Source organism: Williamsia muralis (assembly GCF_002735905.1).
GTDB lineage: Bacteria > Actinomycetota > Actinomycetes > Mycobacteriales > Mycobacteriaceae > Williamsia > Williamsia muralis_A.
The window spans coordinates 1,390,259-1,407,494 of record NZ_PEBD01000010.1 but is presented as its reverse complement, the minus strand read 5'-3'; the positions used below and the strand labels follow the sequence as shown (position 1 = coordinate 1,407,494).

Here is a 17,236-nt window from a genome sequence, read left to right as displayed (position 1 = left end):
GGCCGACGCGATGACCCCAGCAACCAGCCCGCTGTTGACGCTCGACCGAATCGGTAAGTCGTATGGCAGTGTTCGCGCCCTCGACGATGTCACCATGGCCGTCGAACGCGGCACGGTGCATTGCATCCTCGGAGAGAACGGCGCAGGCAAGTCGACTCTGTGCAACGTCGTGTACGGAACGGTGTCAGCGGACCAGGGCAGTATGACCATCGACGGAGCCCCGTATCGCCCTTTGACACCGGCAGCGGCACTCGAGTCCGGCGTCGCCATGGTGCATCAGCACTTCTCGCTGATCCCCACGATGACGGTGGAAGACAACCTGTTGTTGGGCCGGCGAGGGTTTCGCCAGCCACACGATGAGGTGGAGCAGGGCCTGGCGCGCATAGCCGATTCGTACGGATTGACCGTGGACCGCACTGCCCGTGTCAGTGACCTGCCGATCGGCGCACGACAGCGGGTGGAGATCGTCAAAGCCCTGCTTCGCGGGCCAGACCTCATCCTGCTCGACGAACCGACTGCGGTACTCGACCCCGGCGAGATCGACTCGCTGATCGAGACCTGCAATGCCCTTGCCGCCGACGGCAAGTCGGTTGTCCTGATCACCCACAAACTCGGGGAGGTCGCCCGCGTGGCCGACGCGGCGACTGTGCTTCGAGGCGGGACGGTCGTCGGCGGAGGCCGGCTGTCGCAGACACCGCTGGACTCATTGCTCGACCTGATCCTCGGTGGCGCGCAACGTGTTGTGTCCGAACGACGCCCGGCATCGCCACCGCACAACGCAGCACCCTGCTTGGAAGTCAAGGGAGTCACGCTGTCCCGCCCAGACGGCAGCACTGCCCTGGCAGACGTCGATGTGACTGTCCACTCGGGAGAGATCGTCGGCATCGCAGGTGTCGAAGGCAATGGCCAGTCGGAGCTGGCGGCAGTGTTGTCCGGGTCCGTCGCCGCTGATCACGGAACAGTCAGTGTCGACGGACTCGACATCACCGAACACACTCCGGCGCAGCGCACCCGTGCCGGCATGGGTGTCATTCCCGAAGACCGGCATGCCGAGGGCATGATCGCCGAACTATCACTCGCCGAGAACTACGCACTCGGTCGATTGAGTGACTACCGACGCTGGGGACTCCTGGATCGCCGGCGTATGAGAGCTGATGCCGCGCAGGCCATCACGGAGTACTCGATCCGCGCCAGTGGTCCCGACATCCCCATCGGATCATTGTCCGGCGGCAACCAGCAGAAGGTTGTGCTGGCCCGGGAATTGTCGACCCCGGGGCTGCGTGTTGTCGTCGCGGCTCAACCCACCCGCGGGCTCGACGTCGGTGCCGTCGCCTTTGTGCTCGACCGCCTTCGGGCCGCCGCGGCGTCTGGCGCCGCAGTGTTGGTGATCTCCAGCGAAATCGACGAGCTCGTCACCCTCTGCTCGCGCATCGTCGTCGCCTACCGCGGCACCATTCGCGGGTCTATCGACTCCGAGTCTTCCTCTGCCACAAACGACATCGGTGAGCTCATGATGGGGGTGGCAGGATGATCCCGACGGCTGGGCCGCTCCGCACCAAACTGCGGCAAGGCAATTGGGCCCACAGTCCGCTTGTGGTCGCTGTCGTTGCCCTGGTGATCGCCGCTGGCGTCGGACTGCTGCTCGCCGCAGGCGCTGGGGCCGGACCCGCCGACGTCGTCGACGCTCTCATCCAGGGAACATTCGGCTCGCCCTTCGCCGTCGGCACCTCGTTGAACAACGCTGCCATCATCATGTTCATCGCGGCGGGCTTCACCGTCGCTTATCGGGCCGGTCTGGTGAACGTCGGGGGCGAAGGCCAGATCTGTCTCGGCGGCATTGCTGCCACCGCGGTGGGCGTGACCATCCCCGACTCCATGCCTCTCTTCGTCGGAGTCACTCTGGCGCTGGTGGCTGCCGTATTGGCCGGCGCTTGTTGGGCGGCCATCGCGGCGTGGCTCTATGTTCGGCGCGGTACCAGCGAGATCATCACCACCCTGCTGCTCAACTTTGTCGGACTGGCGTTGGTTGTGTTGATGGTCCAGGAGCCGAGCTTGCTCCGGCAGCCGATGACCTCGTCGGAGACGCTCCCCCAGTCGGAGTCGCTGAGCGAAGCGAGCCACCTCCCGCTGCTGGGATTGACGAAGTCGCCGGCCACCGTGGCCATCGTCGTTGCCCTCCTTGCCATCACGGCCGTCGGAGTGGTTCTGCGGCACAGCGCAATCGGACTACGGCTCCGCTCGGTGGGACTGTCACCGACCGCGTCGGCTCGACTAGGCGTCCCGGTTGATCGCGTCCGTTTCCTGGGGCTCTCCACCGCAGGTGGGTTTTCCGGGCTTGCCGGCGGGATCCTTGTCACGTCCGCCCCGTTCGTCTTGGCCGAAGGGTTCTCGTCGGGTTTCGGTTTCACCGGACTTGTGGTCGGTTTGCTGGCGCGCGGGTCGATGACAGCTGTCGCCGGGGTGTCGCTGTTCCTGGGATTCCTGGTTGCGGGCGGCATCAATCTGCAGCTGGCCGCGGGAGTGCCGTCATCCACCGTGATCGTGGTGCAGAGCGTGCTGATCATCTTGATCGCCGGCGCTGCCTTGTGGACCACCCGGTCGAGATCACCGGCGCCCCCTGAGACCACGTCGGCACCCGCCATCACAGCCCCTGCAAAGGCGACGTCATGAACATCGACATGCTCACCCAGGTCCTCACCAGCGGGGTGGCCTTCGCGATCCTGCTCATCGTGGCCGCAGCAGGGGAATCGATCAGCGAACGTGCAGGTGTGCTCAACCTCAGCATGGAAGGCATCATGCTCACTGGGGCGTTTGCGAGCGTGTTGGCCTCGGCCACACTTGATTCGGCGATGCTCGGCGTCATCAGCGGTGTGCTCGCCGCGCTCATCTTCGGCATCATCCAGGCGCTGCTCACCGTACGGTTCCGAGCCGACCAGATCGTTGTCGGAATTGCCGGCAACGCATTGGCTCTGGGATTGACCACCTACGGTGCTCGCATCTTCCTCGAGAACGGCAAAGGCCAAGGTGTGCCCGGTTTCGACGGTGTCGACATCCCCCTGCTGACCGACATCCCGATCGTCGGTCCCGCCCTGTTCGGCCAATCAGTCCTCGGATACCTCTGCGTGCTCGTGGTGATCGCGCTGGCGCTGCTGTTCTCCGGCAAGACCATGGCGGGAATCCGCGTGGACGCCGTCGGCGAGGACGCCACATCGGCCGGCTGGGCGGGATTGTCCGTCAACAAGATCCGAGCCGCGTGCGTCTTGCTCGCTGCCGCAACAGGCGGTCTCGCGGGATCTCAACTGGCGCTGTCGGAAGTGCAGTCGTTCAGCGAGAACATGACTGCCGGCCTCGGGTACCTCGCCGTGGTCGCAGTGATCGCGGGGCGCTGGAAAGTGATCGGAATCGTGTGGGCGTGCCTGTTCTTCGGGATTGCCCGATCGCTTCAGTTTGCCTTGCCTGCCGTCGGTGTCGACATCCCTTACGCGATTCTGCTGATGCTGCCGTACGTCATCGCCATCGTCGCGATCAGCGGCGTGGTCGGTGGCCGCCGAGCCCCGTCGTGCCTCACCGTGCCGTACGCCGGCCGTTCCTGAACCTCTTGCCCCGGAAGGCGACATGACCCTCATCCTCACCCATTCCGACATTGACGCGCTCATCGACCGGGCTTCGGTCTTTCGCGCCGTGGAGCAAGCTCACGCGGATCTGACGTCAGGTGCTGCGAGTAACCCCGCTCCCCCTCAGTTGCCGATCGCCGACGGCGGCACCGCGCTCCCGATGGTGGCGTCGTCAGAACCGTTGGCCGCCAGCGTCGTCAAGATGTTGTCGGACATGCCGGCCAATGTCGGCCGCGGGCTCCCGAGTCAGCGATCGACCATCCTGCTGATGTCGGCACAGAGCGGCGAGTGCGAAGCGGTACTCGACGGCCGCCTCATCACGGCCATCCGTACTGCTGCGGCGAGCGCGGTGGCGACTGCTCACCTTGCCACGCAGCGGAGCTCGATCCTGGGGCTCATCGGTGCCGGAACCCTCGCAGTGGAGCACGCCCGCGCCATCTGCCGCATCCGGAACATCGAGAAGGTTCTGGTGTGGTCGCGGTCGGCGTCAACCGTCGACAGTTTCCGTCGTCGGACAGCCGATCTCGACATCCAGATCGAGTACGCCGAATCCCCTCGGTCGATCCTCGCCTCCGCCGACATCGTCTGCACACTGACGCCGTCGCGCGAACCGATCGTCGAGGGCGCCTGGTTCCGGCCGGGCCTGCACCTCAACGCCGTCGGCGCTCCTCCCCGCGCAGACCACCGTGAGATCGACGGTCCCGGTATCGGCAGCAGCCGGCTGATCGTCGACAGCATTCCGACCGCACTCACCAAATCGGGAGATGTCTTGTTGGCGATCGCCGAAGGCCACCTTCGGACGCAGGGCGTCGATGTCGAACTCGGCGATGTGATTGTGAATCCCGCCCTCGGCCGCCGAAGCGACGACGACATCACCCTGTTCAACTCCGTGGGGATCGGTCTACAAGATTTGGTGACCGCCCGGACGTTGGTCGATCTGGCGACGCAACAGGGTGTCGGGGCGAGTGTGCGCTTGAATGCGTGAGGGGTCGGTGTAGATGATGTGCGCGCAAAGGGATTCGAACCTTAGGCCGAACAGACAAAAAGGTCACTTGACTGCATGGATGTGCGACTATCGGCGATGCCAGAATATCCGGCGACCTGACGAAGCCGCCGGGCGTATTGCTCGGGGCCAACAGGGAAACCCTCAGCCGTTCTCCGGGTGCGCGCTTCAGGTGTGTGGCGCGGTCGCTAACCCGCGCATTCCTGGGTCCATCCTGTGGTGCCGTCGGTGAACATCGTAGTGCCGGTCTGGTATGTGGGCCCGTTCATGCAGTAGTCAATCTCCTTGCCTGGAAGCGGCGTTGGTTCACCCGTGGGTGCTGCGGTGTACCCAACCGGCGGCTCCTCGCTGACGACTGGAGCCTCGATCGGTGCCTCATATGTTGGCTCAGCCGTTAGTTCTGGTGTCACGTCGGTCTCGACCGGGGGTGCGATCGGACCGGGTGTCTGGGGCGTGATGACAACGAAAGTGGGGTCCTCGGAATCCCTCTTGGTATCGGCAAAGCCGAAAATCCTGACATCCGCCGATTCAGGTACCTCGAACACGTAGGTCATCGGCGAGGAGAACCCAGGCTGAAGGTTCTCATTGCACTCGGGAGTGCCTTGCAGTTTGTACAGTTCGTCGACCGGGTCGAACATCCGATTGGTCGCGTCAGCGGCGAACACTGCGATGGGCCAACTGCATGTCAGATCCATCGAAGCCTGACCGACATTCTCAATGGTGGCATCTACACGGACGAACTTTCCGCCCGCCCGAGGCGCAACGTCGCCGTAAACGTCGTAGCCACTGTTCTTCCGCATGCTGTTGGTCATCATCGGGATGGTCGGTGGGTTGGTTGCGCTGGTCACCGTCAGCTTCACGCCGCCGTTAGTAGCACTTTCTCCAATCTTGAAAGTCTCTACTTCAGGTGCGGTGGTCGTCGTTGCGATCGCAGCACGCGCTTCGGCCGACGATGACGATGGTGCGTCTTTGCCTCCGTTGGAACATCCCGCCATAAGGAGTGAGAGTGCGGCGACAGCCACCAGCGTGCGCTTCATGTTGAGACTTTCTCTGTGGTCGGGCGGCGACCCGATGGCTGCAGGCGCCGCAACCGATTCGCGGAATCGGACTGGAGGCCGGTGTCCACAGAATCATCTATCACTCGGTCGATTTTCTGGAGATAACGGACTGCAACCATCCGAACAGCTCACCGATCGCTGATTTTCTATTTGTTCGCACGGAGCGAGCCGGGGGGCGTGGGCGGCCCGGTGCTGGCGGTGGCGGTGAACGTGCTCGGAGACGCTGTGTGGTGGACTATCGACGCCGCGCTGCTCCGCTGGTGTAGCAATCCTCGACGGCTCGCAGAGGCCAGATGGCCACGCGCGCAAGTCATCGTTATCGCCGTGGCTCGGTCGTGTGGACGCTGGCTTCACGGAGAAGAAGTATGGGCACTACTAGAACGACTCGCTGAGCCTGGCTGCTGAGAGGCGTCAGACGCTTGTGACACAACGAACAAAACGGGTCCAACCCTTTAAATGCGGTGCGCGCAGAGGGATTTGAACCCCCGACCGCTGGTGTGTAAGACCAGAGCTCTACCGCTGAGCTATACGCGCGGGGCGACCGAACCGAAGGCGAGTTCGACCGGCCGCGACGGCGAGAGAAAACATGGACTCGCCGCCCGTCCGACACCCGAAGGCGTCAGACACCTTCAAGAATCTAGCGCGGCCAGGGCTTTCTCCCAAAGCGACTGGTCACGGACTTGCCCGGCGGCCATCTGCTCTGAGAATGCGATGTGTCCGGTCTTGTCGATGACGAAGGTGCCGCGGTTGGCGTAGCCCTTGTCCTCGTTGAATACGCCGTACAGCTGAGCGACGCGCCCGTGGGGCCAGAAGTCCGCGAGGATCGGGAAGAGATACCCCTGCGCCGCCGACCACACCTTGTGGGTGGGCGATGTGCCCACCGAGACCGCGATGAACGCCGAGTTGTCGTTCTCGAAGTCCGGCAGCCGGTCGCGCACCATGCTCAGCTCACCTTCGCAGGTGCCGGTGAACGCCATCGGGAAGAACACCAGGAGCACGTTCTTCTTGCCGAAATAGTTGGAGAGGGTGATGTCCTGATTGTTCTGATCACGCAACGTGAAGTCAGGAGCCGCGGTGCCCACCGCGAGCTCCTGTTGAGCGGAGTCGGTCATGCCTTCTTGCCGGCTCGCGTCTTCGGTTGAACCAGACGAGAACCCAGCCAGTCACCGAAACTCACGGCACTGGTTTGGGTGAGGCCCGCGGTCGGCGCGGCTTCGGCGACCTCACTGGGGTCGACGTAACCGTCGCTTCCGGTCTTCGGCGACAACACCCACACGAACCCGTCGTCGGCGAGCGGCGTGATGGCATCCATCAGGGCGTCGACCAGATCGCCGTCACCGTCCCGCCACCACAGCACCACCATGTCGACGACCTCGTCGGAGTCGTCGTCCACCATCTCGGCGTCGATGGCATCCTCGATGTCGGCACGCAGGTCGTCGTCGGTGTCCTCGTCCCACCCCAGCTCCTGCACGATCATGCCCGCTGTCACTCCCAGCTTTTGGACGCGATCACCATCTGAAGCGGCAACCAACGCGACGACCTCCTGTCAGTAGAAAAATAGGCGAACACTGTCCGTGTCCGCTTCGATGACTCAAGCGAACAGGGTAAACCCCCAAGTTGCAAGCCGAATGGCACCTTTTTCAACCGGCAACTTTCCCGCACGCGTCCACAGCCTTGTTCCTGGCGTCGATCCACTTGTCTGCCGGGTCGTTGAGGCCGGCCCGATATTCGTTCCTCACCGCGGTCACCAACTCCCGGTTGCGGTCGAGAAAATTCCGCACAAGGGTCTGCACGGGCTGTTCGACGCCGCCCACCAGTTTCGCGGTAATTGCCTGCTCACCGGCGGTGAGCTGGTCGATCACCACCCGGCTGCTGTCGCCCATGTCCGAATAGGACTGCACGTCATTGAGTTTGGTGACGAACTCGTTGTAGCCGTTCAGCATGGTCACCACGGTGGTGGTGAACTGCGCGCAGAGGCCGACCGTCAGTGTTCGCGCAGCCTCGGCGGCCCTCGACGATTCCGCGATCCGAGATTGCTCCGCCGCGACCGACACGTCGCTCTGGTAGGCGCGCACGTCGCTGGGGTCTACGCCGCTGGAACCGTCGACAGTGGTGGCACATCCGGTGAAAAGTGCCCCGGCCACCACAACGCCGGCCACCCACCTGGACTTCACAGAGCAGATACTGCCCCATGTACCGCTCGAACATCCACAACAACACATGTAGGTTCGGCTAGTTTGCCGTCCTCCGATGCCAACGAACATCACATGCGGCACGATTGAGAGAACGCCGAGGACCTCACCAGGGTCCAGCGCCACATTTGGTTTCTGGCAGTCACCCTGCCGGACGACTCGAGGAGAAGACCAGCGTAGTGACTGACAGCACGAAAGCACCGAAGAACCAGCAGCGGGTTCGCGTCATCCGAGAAGGAGTCGCGTCTTACCTTCCGGACATCGACCCGGATGAGACCACTGAATGGCTGGAGTCCTTCGACGGTCTACTCGAGAACGCCGGCCCCGGCCGGGCCCGGTACCTGATGCTTCGCCTGCTCGAGCGTGCCGGGGAGAAGCGGGTCTCGATCCCAGCCCTCACCTCCACCGACTACGTCAACACCATTCCCACCGAGAGCGAACCCTGGTTCCCCGGTGACGAAGAAGTCGAACGCCGCTTCCGCGCGTTCATCCGATGGAATGCCGCGATCATGGTGCACCGCGCACAGCGTCCCGGCGTCGGAGTCGGCGGCCACATCTCCACCTACGCGTCGTCGGCCGCGCTGTACGAAGTCGGGTTCAACCACTTCTTCCGCGGCCAGGACCATGCCGGTGGCGGCGACCAGATCTTCATCCAGGGCCACGCCTCCCCCGGCATCTACGCGCGTGCATACCTCGAGGGCCGCATCGACGAGAAGCGGATGGACGGGTTCCGTCAGGAGCACTCCCACGCCGGCGAGGGTGGTGGCCTGCCGTCGTACCCCCACCCCCGGCTGATGCCCGACTTCTGGCAGTTCCCGACCGTGTCCATGGGCCTGGGCCCGATGAACGCGATCTACCAGGCGCGGTTCAACCACTACCTGAACGACCGCGGCATCAAGGACACCAGCGATCAGCACGTTTGGGCGTTCCTCGGCGACGGCGAGATGGACGAGCCGGAGTCACGCGGCCTGGCGCACGTCGCCGCAACCGAAGGCCTCGACAACCTGACGTTTGTCGTCAACTGCAACCTGCAGCGCCTCGACGGTCCGGTGCGCGGCAACGGCAAGATCATCCAGGAACTCGAGTCGTTCTTCCGCGGAGCCGGTTGGAACGTCATCAAGGTCGTCTGGGGTCGCGAGTGGGACTCACTGCTGCACAAGGACCGCGACGGCGCGCTGGTGAACCTCATGAACAGCACTCCCGACGGTGACTTCCAGACCTACAAGGCCAACGACGGTGCCTACGTCCGCGACCACTTCTTCGGCCGCGACCCGCGGACCAAGGAACTCGTCAAAGACCTCAGCGACGCCGATATCTGGAACCTCAAGCGCGGCGGCCATGACTACAAGAAGGTGCACGCGGCCTATGCCTCGGCGCTGGCACACAAGGGGCAGCCGACGGTGATCCTGGCCCACACCATCAAGGGCTACACACTCGGCAAGCACTTCGAGGGCCGTAATGCCACGCACCAGATGAAGAAGCTGACCCTCGACGATCTCAAGGACTTCCGCGACAGCACGCGCATCCCGATCAGCGATGCCGAGCTCGAGAAGGATCCCTACCTGCCGCCGTACTACCACCCCGGCAACGACGCACCCGAGATCCAGTACATGCTCGATCGCCGTAAGGCGCTCGGCGGTTTCCTGCCCGCTCGCCGTACCAAGAGCAAGGTCCTCAAGCCGGATACCGCGCCGGCGCTGAAACTGGCCGCGAAGGGTTCGGGCAAGCAGCAGGTCGCCACGACCATGGCCGTCGTCCGCATCTTCAAGGAACTGATGCGTGACAAGGAAGTCGGTAAGCGCCTCGTGCCGATCATTCCCGACGAAGCCCGCACCTTCGGCATGGACTCCTGGTTCCCGTCGCTCAAGATCTACAACCGCAACGGTCAGCTCTACACCTCCGTCGACGCCGAGCTGATGCTCGCGTACAAGGAGAGTTCGGTCGGGCAGATCTTGCACGAGGGCATCAACGAAGCCGGTTCCACGGCATCGTTCACCGCTGTCGGTACGTCGTATGCAACGCACGACGAACCGATGATCCCGCTGTACATCTTCTATTCGATGTTCGGTTTCCAGCGCACCGGCGATGGACTGTGGGCGGCGGCCGACCAGATGGCACGAGGATTCGTGTTGGGAGCTACCGCCGGTCGCACCACACTCACAGGTGAAGGTCTGCAGCACGCGGACGGGCATTCGCTTCTGCTCGCGGCGTCGAACCCGGCAGTCGTGGCCTACGACCCGGCGTTCGGATACGAACTCGGGCACATCATCGCCGACGGCCTGCGCCGGATGTACGGGGAAGATCCCGAGAACATCTACTACTACATCACCATCTACAACGAGCCGATCAGTCAGCCGGCGCAGCCCGACAACCTCGACGTCGCCGGACTGCTGAAGGGCATCTACCGCTACGCCGACGCTCCCGAAGGCAAGGAGTACCCGGCGAACATCCTGGTCTCCGGCATCACCATGCCCAGTGCCCTCAAAGCACAGGAGTTGTTGGCCGAAGAATGGAACGTGGGCGCAAACGTCTACTCGGTGACGTCGTGGAACGAGCTGTCCCGTGATGGTGTGGAGTACGAGAAGGCATCGCTCCGCGATCCCGACGGTGAGCACCAGCAGCCGTACGTCACCGAAGCGCTCACCGAGGCCGCCGGTCCGTTCGTCGCGGCCAGCGATTTCATGCGTGGGGTTCCCGAACTGATCCGCGCCTGGGTTCCCGGCACGTATCTCACCCTAGGGACCGATGGATTCGGTTTCTCCGACACCCGCCCGGCCGCACGCCGTTACTTCAACGTCGACGGTGAATCGATCGCTGTGGGTGTGCTGTCGGCACTGGCCCGCGATGGCCACATCGAGGCCAAGGTCGCTGCCGAGGCCGCCGCGAAGTACAAGATCGACGATGTACTCGCAGCGCCGAAGCAGACGAGCGACCCGGGTCCCGGCGCCTAGGCAGAGTCCCACTCCGCCCGTCGAGGGGATCGCCTGCAGGCAGCGTCCGACCTGAAACCGTCTCGCTGACATAGATTGGTCAGATGGATGAGTCACGTGCGGTCGAGCAGCCCGCCGGCGATCTCTTCGGGCCGAGGGGTGCCCATGTGCCCGCCCCGGCCAACGTGCACGACGCACTGCCGGACACGCTGCTACGCCGGGTGAAGCAATACAGCGGGCGGTTGGCCACCGAGGCGGTGCACTCGATGCAAGACCAACTACCGTATTTCGCCGACCTCGAGGCAGGGCAGCGAGCCGATGTGCAGCTGGTCGTGCAGACCGCGGTGGTCAACTTCGTCGAGTGGCTTCAGGATCCTGAAGGCAACGTGAAGTTCACGGTGCAGGCGTTCCAGGTGGTGCCCCAGGATCTGGCCCGGCGTATCAGCTTGCTGCAAACCGTCGAGATGGTCCGGGTGGCCATGGAGTTCTTCGAGAAGTGGCTCCCTCTGCTTGCCCGGAACGACGCCCAGCTGCGGGCACTCACCGAATCGGTGCTGCGTTACGGGCGCGAGATCGGGTTCGCGGCGGCATCGATCTACGCCTCCGCAGCCGAATCACGCGGTGCGTGGGATTCGCGGCTCGAAGCGCTGGTCGTCGACGCAGTGGTGCGCGGCGACTCCGGACCCACCTTGTTGTCGCGAGCAGCCGCTCTGAACTGGGACACCGAGGCCACCGCAACGGTCCTGGTCGGCATGCCGCCACCCGAGCGCAACGTCTCGGTGCCCCTGGCGGTGCACAACACCGCCCGCCAGCACGACCGCGCAGCGTTGTCCGTCGTCCAGGGCAGCCTGCTGGTCGCCATCGTCAGCGGGCCGGTGGCCGTGAGCGAGCCGTTTGTCACCGATCTGCTGAAGCTCTTCGCCGAGGGCCCGGTGGTGATCGGCCCGACAACACCCAACCTCGGGGCCGCGCACGCCAGCGCCATCGACGCACTCGCCGGTATCGAGGCGGTGGCGGGTTGGCCCAGCGCTCCGCGGCCGGTGCATTCCTGGGAGCTCCTGCCGGAACGGGCATTGCTCGGCGATCAGACCGCGATGACCACTCTCAACGACTCCCTGATCACCCCGCTGACCAAAGGCGGCGACACTTTGACCGTCACGCTAGACGCCTATCTCGACTCCGGAGGGTCGGTGGAGTCCTGCGCCCGCGAACTCTTCGTCCATCCAAATACTGTCAGATATCGACTAAAGCGGATTTCGGACATAACTGGCCGCGATCCGATGAACCCACGAGATGCGTACGTACTTAGGGTTGCCACAACTGTCGGCAGATTGGCACGAGTTCGACACGACATGCGCACAGTTTTCTCTTCAGTCACACGGGCAACAGGACACTGAGGACCAAGGTGACGATTGTGCATCACTTCACATTTGGCTAACGCATATCGATGTGGTGACGATGCAGGCACGCTGATGTGGTCATTTGTGGGAACCCCACAAAGGCCTCGCTCAAGGTTCATCGCGTCCAACACCCTCACCACACGCCAATAGGGTGTTCTCTTGTCACGTGCTCTCCTTGCTTGCGCCCGGACAGGGTTCCCAGACCGTCGGTATGCTCACCCCTTGGCTCGAGCTGCCCGGCGCCCGCGACCAGGTTTCGACCTGGTCGAAGATGACGAAACTCGACATCGCACGACTCGGCACCACCGCGACGGCTGACGAGATCACCGATACCGCCATCACCCAGCCGCTGGTCGTGGTGTCCGCACTGCTCGCATTCGACGAACTCTCGAAACGCTCTCCCCTGCCGGCAGACGCTCTCATCGCCGGCCACTCTGTGGGCGAGCTGGCCGCCGCTGCCATCGCCGGCGTGCTGACTGCCGATGAGGCCGTGGCCCTGGCTGCTGTTCGCGGCGCCGCGATGGCAAAGGCCTGTGCACTCGAACCCACCACCATGGCTGCGGTGCTCGGTGGCGACGAAGCTGCCGTCCTGGCCCGTCTCGAAGAACTCGACCTGGTGCCGGCCAACCGCAACGCGGCGGGACAGATTGTCGCTGCGGGCGCTGTCGCGGCCATCGACGAGTTGATCGCGAACCCGCCGGAGAAGGCGCGCATCCGTAAGCTCGCGGTCGCCGGTGCCTTCCACACCAAATACATGGAGTCTGCGCAGGAAGCCGTGGCCCAAGCTGCCGCGGACATCGTCCCGCAAGACCCGAACAGGACGCTGCTCTCCAACTCCGACGGCCAGCCCGTCACCTCGGGGCGCGATGCGCTCGACAAACTGGTCGCCCAAGTCACCAGTCCGGTGCGGTGGGACCTGTGCTCGGCCACGATGCGCGAAAAAGCCACCAGCGCGCTCGTCGAGTTGCCGCCCGCCGGCACACTCACCGGAATCGCCAAGCGCGAACTCAAGGGAACGCCCACCCGGGCCCTCAAGACCCCCGACGACCTCGAGGGACTCACCGATCTTGGATAGCGGTGGCGGCGCACCTCGCGTCTCCATCCCCGGAAAGTGACAGACCAAAGCACGCAGGTCGTCACAGTCCAACGCGGCGTTCGCACGCCGTCCGGAAGACACCCGCAATACGAAGTAGAAGGGAGCCACATAGTGGCCGCCGCACAGGAAGAAATCATTGCCGGACTCGCTGAGATCATCGAGGAGGTCACCGGCATTGAGCCCTCTGAGGTGACTGTGGAGAAGTCGTTCGTCGACGACCTCGACATCGACTCGCTGTCGATGGTCGAGATCGCAGTGCAGACCGAAGACAAGTACGGCGTGAAGATCCCGGATGAGGATCTGGCCGGACTGCGCACCGTCGGTGACGCCGTGTCGTACATCCAGAAGCTCGAGGCCGAGAACTCCGACGCCGCTGACGCGATCCGCGCCAAGATCGAGGCCGACAAGACCACCGGTGAGTGATTTTCAGTGACTAACTCTCTTCGCGATTACTCCACCCTCGGCGGGAATTTCCCGAACGTCGTCGTGACATCGATGGTTGCCACCACTTCCGTCGGCGAAGACCTCGATTCCACGTGGAAGGGTCTTCTCGCCGGAGAGAGTGGCATCAAAACGCTCACCGACGACTGGGTCGAGGAGTACGACCTCCCGGTCCGGTTCGGTGGGCGGCTTGTCAAAGATCCGACCGACGAGGTCTCGCGGGTCCAGGCCCGGCGCATGGCCTACGTCGAGCGGATCGCCTACGTGATGGGCAAGCGCCTCTGGGTGCATGCCGGCGAGCCCGACGTCGAGAAAGATCGTCTCGGTGTTGTCATCGGCACCGGACTCGGTGGCGGCGACGCTCTCATCGAGGCCGACAGGGTCATGAAGACCACGGGCAACTACCGCAAGGTGTCCCCGCTGGCAGTACCCATGTCGATGCCCAACGGTCCCGCCGCGGTCGTCGGCCTCGAGATCGGGGCCAAGGCCGGCGTCATCACGCCGATCTCCGCCTGCTCCTCGGGATCTGAGGCCATCGCTCACGCGTGGCGTCAGATCGTCATGGGTGACGCCGACATCGTCGTCACCGGTGGCGTCGAGGGTCACATCGACTCGGTGCCCATCGCGAGCTTCGCGATGATGCGTGCGATGAGCACCCGAAATGAGGACCCGGCCGCAGCCTCGCGCCCGTTCGACAAGGACCGCGACGGCTTCGTCTTCGGCGAAGCTGCTGCACTCATGGTCATCGAGCGTGAGGACCACGCTCGGGCTCGTGGCGCGCACATCCACGCGCGCGTGCTCGGTGCGGGCATCACGTCCGACGGCTACCACCTGGTCGCACCCGACCCGGAGGGAACCGGCGCCGCGCGGGCAATGAAACGCGCGATGTCGACAGCTGGGCTGAGTGCATCGGACATCACCCACGTCAACGCCCACGCCACGTCCACCTCGGTGGGCGATACGGCTGAAGCGTTCGCGATCAACGCGGCCGTCGGCGATCATGCCGCGGTTTACGCACCGAAGTCTGCCCTCGGGCACTCCATCGGTGCGGTGGGGGCACTCGAATCGGTTCTGACCATCAAGTCCATCGAAGAGGGAGTCATCCCTCCGACCTTGAACCTCGACAATCAGGATCCGGAGATCAACCTCGACGTGGTTCACGGTGAACCCCGTTACGGCCAGATCGAATACGCCATCAACAACTCGTTCGGATTCGGTGGGCACAATGTCGCGCTCGCCTTTGGGCGCTACTGACCCGTTGCCCCCTGTTCCATCACGACAGGGCGCTTGAAGATCTACCTGTAAGGAGATTCCATGACCACCATGGCCCCGATCACCAAGCACGAAGAGTCGGTCGATCCGCGAGATCCATTGCTGCGCTTGACCAATTTCTTCGACGAAGCGTCGATGTCGTTGCTGCACCCCCGCGACAAGTCGGGAGTGCAGGCTGCAGTCGGGCGAGTCAACGGTGTTCGCACCGTCGCCTACTGCACCGACGGCACCGTCATGGGTGGGGCCATGGGGGTGGTGGGATGTAAGCACATCGTCAACGCCATCGACACCGCCATCGCCGAGCAGGCACCGGTCATCGGTATCTGGCATTCCGGCGGAGCGCGGTTGGCCGAAGGCGTCGAAGCACTGCACGCTGTCGGCGAGGTGTTCGAGGCGATGGTCCGTGCGTCGGGTTACGTCCCGCAGATCTCCGTGGTCGTCGGCTTCGCAGCCGGCGGCGCCGCATACGGCCCGGCACTCACCGACATCGTGATCATGGCCCCGGCCGGACGCGTGTTCGTCACCGGCCCCGACGTGGTCAAGAGTGTCACCGGCGAGGTCGTGGACATGGAGTCGCTCGGCGGCCCACTCACTCACGGCAAGAAGTCGGGCGTCTCGCACATCACCGCAGATTCCGAGCCCGACGCCTACTGGCGAGCACGCCGGCTCATCGCCACCTTCAGCCAGCAAGGACACTTCAGCCGCCAGAAGGCCGAAGCCGGCGACACCGACCTGCGGGCCCTGCTGCCCGAGTCGAACCGTCGCGCATACGACGTCCACCCGATCGTGCGGGCCCTGCTCGACACCGACATCGCGGCCGACGGCGAAACCGAGATCTCGAGTTTCGAAGAGCTGCAAGCAAAGTGGGCTCCGAACATCACCATCGGGTTCGGCCGACTGTCCGGCCGAAGTGTCGGCGTCATCGCCAACAACCCGCTGCGCATGGGCGGCTGCCTCAACTCCGAAAGCGCTGAGAAGGCCGCACGTTTCGTGCGTCTCTGCGACGCCTTCGGTATCCCTCTGATCGTGATGACCGACGTCCCGGGCTACCTACCCGGAGTCGGCCAGGAATGGGACGGCGTCGTCCGACGTGGAGCCAAACTGCTCCACGCGTTCGCCGAATGCTCGGTTCCCCGCGTCACCCTGGTCACCCGCAAGATCTACGGCGGCGCCTACATCGCGATGAACTCGCGTGCCCTCGGTGCCACCGCCGTATTCGCATGGCCGGGATCCGAGGTCGCCGTCATGGGCGCCAAGGCCGCGGTCGGCATCCTGCACAAGAAGGCCCTGGCCGCAGCGCCCGACGACGAGCGCGAAGCACTGCATGAACGCCTCGCCGTCGAGCACGAAGCCATCGCCGGCGGCGTGGGTCGCGCACAGTCGATCGGCGTGGTCGACGAGATCATCGATCCCGCCAAAACCCGCAGCATCATCGCCGAAGCACTCGCATCGGCGCCGGCACGTCGCGGACGCCACAAGAACATACCTCTATAACTGTTCGCTTTGGTGTGGGCCTTGTTGCGGGCTCTTCGCTCGTCACGTGGCCGCTTCGCGACCGCGTTCCTCACTGCATCGCACGCGGCCCACACCTTCGCTCACGGGCCGCGCAGCCATTACAAACGAAACCGGCCCGGGCTCTTTGCCCGGGCCGGTTTTGTTGTCTTGTCTACGCCTCAGCCCACGCGCTGATGCAGCCAGGTGACCTCTGCGCCATCGCCACCCATGCGGAACGACTCGAGCGCCTCGTCCCACGCGGTGCCGAGCGCGGCATCGAGCGCGCCGGCCAATTCCATTCCGTCGGTGTGCGATTCGATGAGTGCACGCAATTGCATCTCGCCGACGATCACGTCGCCGTTGGCGCTCATTGAACCGCGCCACAGTCCCAGACCGGGTACATGGCTGAAGCGTTCACCGTCCACACCTTCACTGGCGTTCTCGGTGACCTCGAACCGCAGGACCGTCCACTCACGGAGCGCATTGGCCAGTCGGGCACCCGTACCCACGGGCCCCACCCAGTCCACCGTGGCACGCTGCAACCCCGGCCCTGCGTCCTGCGCCGACCACTTCAGGTTGGCGCGGGCGTCAAGGGTCGACGAAAGAGCCCACTCCACATGTGGGCACAACGCGACGGGTGAGGAGTGTATGTACACAACACCCGATGTCACGTCCGCAAACTGATTCAGATTGCGCACTTTCCACCTCCGGTTTCGACGAGAACGTCTTCCCCAAC

The 17,236-nt window shown here is 64.1% G+C and carries 15 protein-coding genes and 1 tRNA gene; 10 read left to right on the top strand and 6 right to left on the bottom strand.

From position 1 onward, the window contains the following. Nucleotides 1-10: 10 nt before the first annotated feature. The 4 genes from CSW57_RS20140 to CSW57_RS20125 are packed head-to-tail and all read left to right on the top strand — an operon-like array spanning nt 11 to nt 4,599. Nucleotides 11-1,531 (top strand): ABC transporter ATP-binding protein, encoded by a 1,521-nt coding sequence (locus CSW57_RS20140; RefSeq protein WP_099384258.1) that lies wholly within the window; start codon nt 11-13, stop codon nt 1,529-1,531. Beyond that, nucleotides 1,528-2,670, top strand: coding sequence for an ABC transporter permease (locus CSW57_RS20135; RefSeq protein WP_099384257.1), 1,143 nt, complete (start codon nt 1,528-1,530; stop codon nt 2,668-2,670). Before CSW57_RS20140 ends, CSW57_RS20135 begins: the two co-directional genes overlap by 4 nt. Continuing rightward, entirely contained in the window at nt 2,667-3,593 is a 927-nt protein-coding gene (locus tag CSW57_RS20130; RefSeq protein ID WP_099384256.1) for an ABC transporter permease, read from the top strand. The genes CSW57_RS20135 and CSW57_RS20130 overlap by 4 nt, the downstream gene beginning before the upstream one ends. A 22-nt stretch (nt 3,594-3,615) precedes the next feature. Beyond that, nucleotides 3,616-4,599 carry an ornithine cyclodeaminase family protein gene (locus tag CSW57_RS20125; RefSeq protein ID WP_099384255.1) on the top strand — a complete coding sequence of 328 codons (984 nt, stop codon included), beginning with the start codon at nt 3,616-3,618 and terminating at the stop codon, nt 4,597-4,599. A gap of 206 nt (nt 4,600-4,805) precedes the next feature. On the opposite strand, the gene CSW57_RS20120 is transcribed toward CSW57_RS20125, so the two are convergent. The 5 genes from CSW57_RS20120 to CSW57_RS20100 all read right to left on the bottom strand — a co-directional run bounded on the left by CSW57_RS20120 (nt 4,806) and on the right by CSW57_RS20100 (nt 7,849). Then, nucleotides 4,806-5,654, bottom strand: a complete 849-nt coding sequence (locus CSW57_RS20120; protein WP_143696585.1) for a DUF4352 domain-containing protein — start codon at nt 5,652-5,654, stop codon at nt 4,806-4,808. Nucleotides 5,655-6,137: 483 nt separating this feature from the next. Continuing rightward, nucleotides 6,138-6,209, bottom strand: a tRNA-Val gene (locus CSW57_RS20115). 95 nt (nt 6,210-6,304) lie between these two features. Next, nucleotides 6,305-6,787 (bottom strand): peroxiredoxin, encoded by a 483-nt coding sequence (locus tag CSW57_RS20110; RefSeq protein ID WP_099384253.1) that lies wholly within the window; start codon nt 6,785-6,787, stop codon nt 6,305-6,307. Beyond that, entirely contained in the window at nt 6,784-7,206 is a 423-nt protein-coding gene (locus CSW57_RS20105) for a DUF3052 domain-containing protein (protein WP_099384252.1), read from the bottom strand. Before CSW57_RS20105 ends, CSW57_RS20110 begins: the two co-directional genes overlap by 4 nt. Before the next feature lie 109 nt (nt 7,207-7,315). Continuing rightward, nucleotides 7,316-7,849: a hypothetical protein gene (locus CSW57_RS20100; RefSeq protein WP_099384251.1), complete on the bottom strand. Its 534-nt coding sequence runs from the start codon at nt 7,847-7,849 to the stop codon at nt 7,316-7,318. A 197-nt stretch (nt 7,850-8,046) separates the two neighbouring features. Here CSW57_RS20100 and aceE point away from each other — a divergent pair, with 197 nt between their 5' ends. The 6 genes from aceE (at nt 8,047) to CSW57_RS20070 (ending at nt 16,500) form a co-directional block, all read left to right on the top strand. Further along, nucleotides 8,047-10,818: a pyruvate dehydrogenase (acetyl-transferring), homodimeric type gene (gene aceE, locus CSW57_RS20095; protein WP_099384250.1), complete on the top strand. Its 2,772-nt coding sequence runs from the start codon at nt 8,047-8,049 to the stop codon at nt 10,816-10,818. Between the two features lie 83 nt (nt 10,819-10,901). Continuing rightward, the gene (locus CSW57_RS20090) at nt 10,902-12,194 is read left to right on the top strand and encodes a PucR family transcriptional regulator (RefSeq protein WP_023953892.1); all 1,293 of its coding nucleotides are present in this window, start codon (nt 10,902-10,904) and stop codon (nt 12,192-12,194) included. A gap of 169 nt (nt 12,195-12,363) precedes the next feature. Next, entirely contained in the window at nt 12,364-13,272 is a 909-nt protein-coding gene (locus tag CSW57_RS20085; RefSeq protein ID WP_099384249.1) for an ACP S-malonyltransferase, read from the top strand. A 132-nt stretch (nt 13,273-13,404) separates the two neighbouring features. Beyond that, a complete protein-coding gene (acpM, locus tag CSW57_RS20080; protein WP_023953897.1) occupies nt 13,405-13,716 on the top strand; it encodes a meromycolate extension acyl carrier protein AcpM in 312 nt (103 codons plus the stop codon). 6 nt (nt 13,717-13,722) lie between these two features. After that, nucleotides 13,723-14,988 (top strand): KasA/KasB family beta-ketoacyl-ACP synthase, encoded by a 1,266-nt coding sequence (locus CSW57_RS20075; RefSeq protein ID WP_099384248.1) that lies wholly within the window; start codon nt 13,723-13,725, stop codon nt 14,986-14,988. A 60-nt stretch (nt 14,989-15,048) separates the two neighbouring features. Next, complete coding sequence (locus CSW57_RS20070; protein WP_023953901.1) at nt 15,049-16,500, top strand: acyl-CoA carboxylase subunit beta; 1,452 nt, start codon at nt 15,049-15,051, stop codon at nt 16,498-16,500. A 179-nt stretch (nt 16,501-16,679) separates the two neighbouring features. On the opposite strand, the gene CSW57_RS20065 is transcribed toward CSW57_RS20070, so the two are convergent. Further along, nucleotides 16,680-17,198 carry a DUF3145 domain-containing protein gene (locus CSW57_RS20065; protein ID WP_062799658.1) on the bottom strand — a complete coding sequence of 173 codons (519 nt, stop codon included), beginning with the start codon at nt 17,196-17,198 and terminating at the stop codon, nt 16,680-16,682. Nucleotides 17,199-17,236: the final 38 nt, after the last annotated feature.

What these genes read in the sequence shown, in the direction of transcription:
- CSW57_RS20140 (WP_099384258.1), top strand. Translation starts at nt 11, where the DNA reads ATGACCCCAGCAACCAGCCCGCTGTTGACGCTCGACCGAATCGGTAAG.
- CSW57_RS20135 (WP_099384257.1), top strand. Translation starts at nt 1,528, where the DNA reads ATGATCCCGACGGCTGGGCCGCTCCGCACCAAACTGCGGCAAGGCAAT.
- CSW57_RS20130 (WP_099384256.1), top strand. Translation starts at nt 2,667, where the DNA reads ATGAACATCGACATGCTCACCCAGGTCCTCACCAGCGGGGTGGCCTTC.
- CSW57_RS20125 (WP_099384255.1), top strand. Translation starts at nt 3,616, where the DNA reads ATGACCCTCATCCTCACCCATTCCGACATTGACGCGCTCATCGACCGG.
- CSW57_RS20120 (WP_143696585.1), bottom strand. Translation starts at nt 5,654, where the DNA reads ATGAAGCGCACGCTGGTGGCTGTCGCCGCACTCTCACTCCTTATGGCG.
- CSW57_RS20110 (WP_099384253.1), bottom strand. Translation starts at nt 6,787, where the DNA reads ATGACCGACTCCGCTCAACAGGAGCTCGCGGTGGGCACCGCGGCTCCT.
- CSW57_RS20090 (WP_023953892.1), top strand. Translation starts at nt 10,902, where the DNA reads ATGGATGAGTCACGTGCGGTCGAGCAGCCCGCCGGCGATCTCTTCGGG.
- CSW57_RS20070 (WP_023953901.1), top strand. Translation starts at nt 15,049, where the DNA reads ATGACCACCATGGCCCCGATCACCAAGCACGAAGAGTCGGTCGATCCG.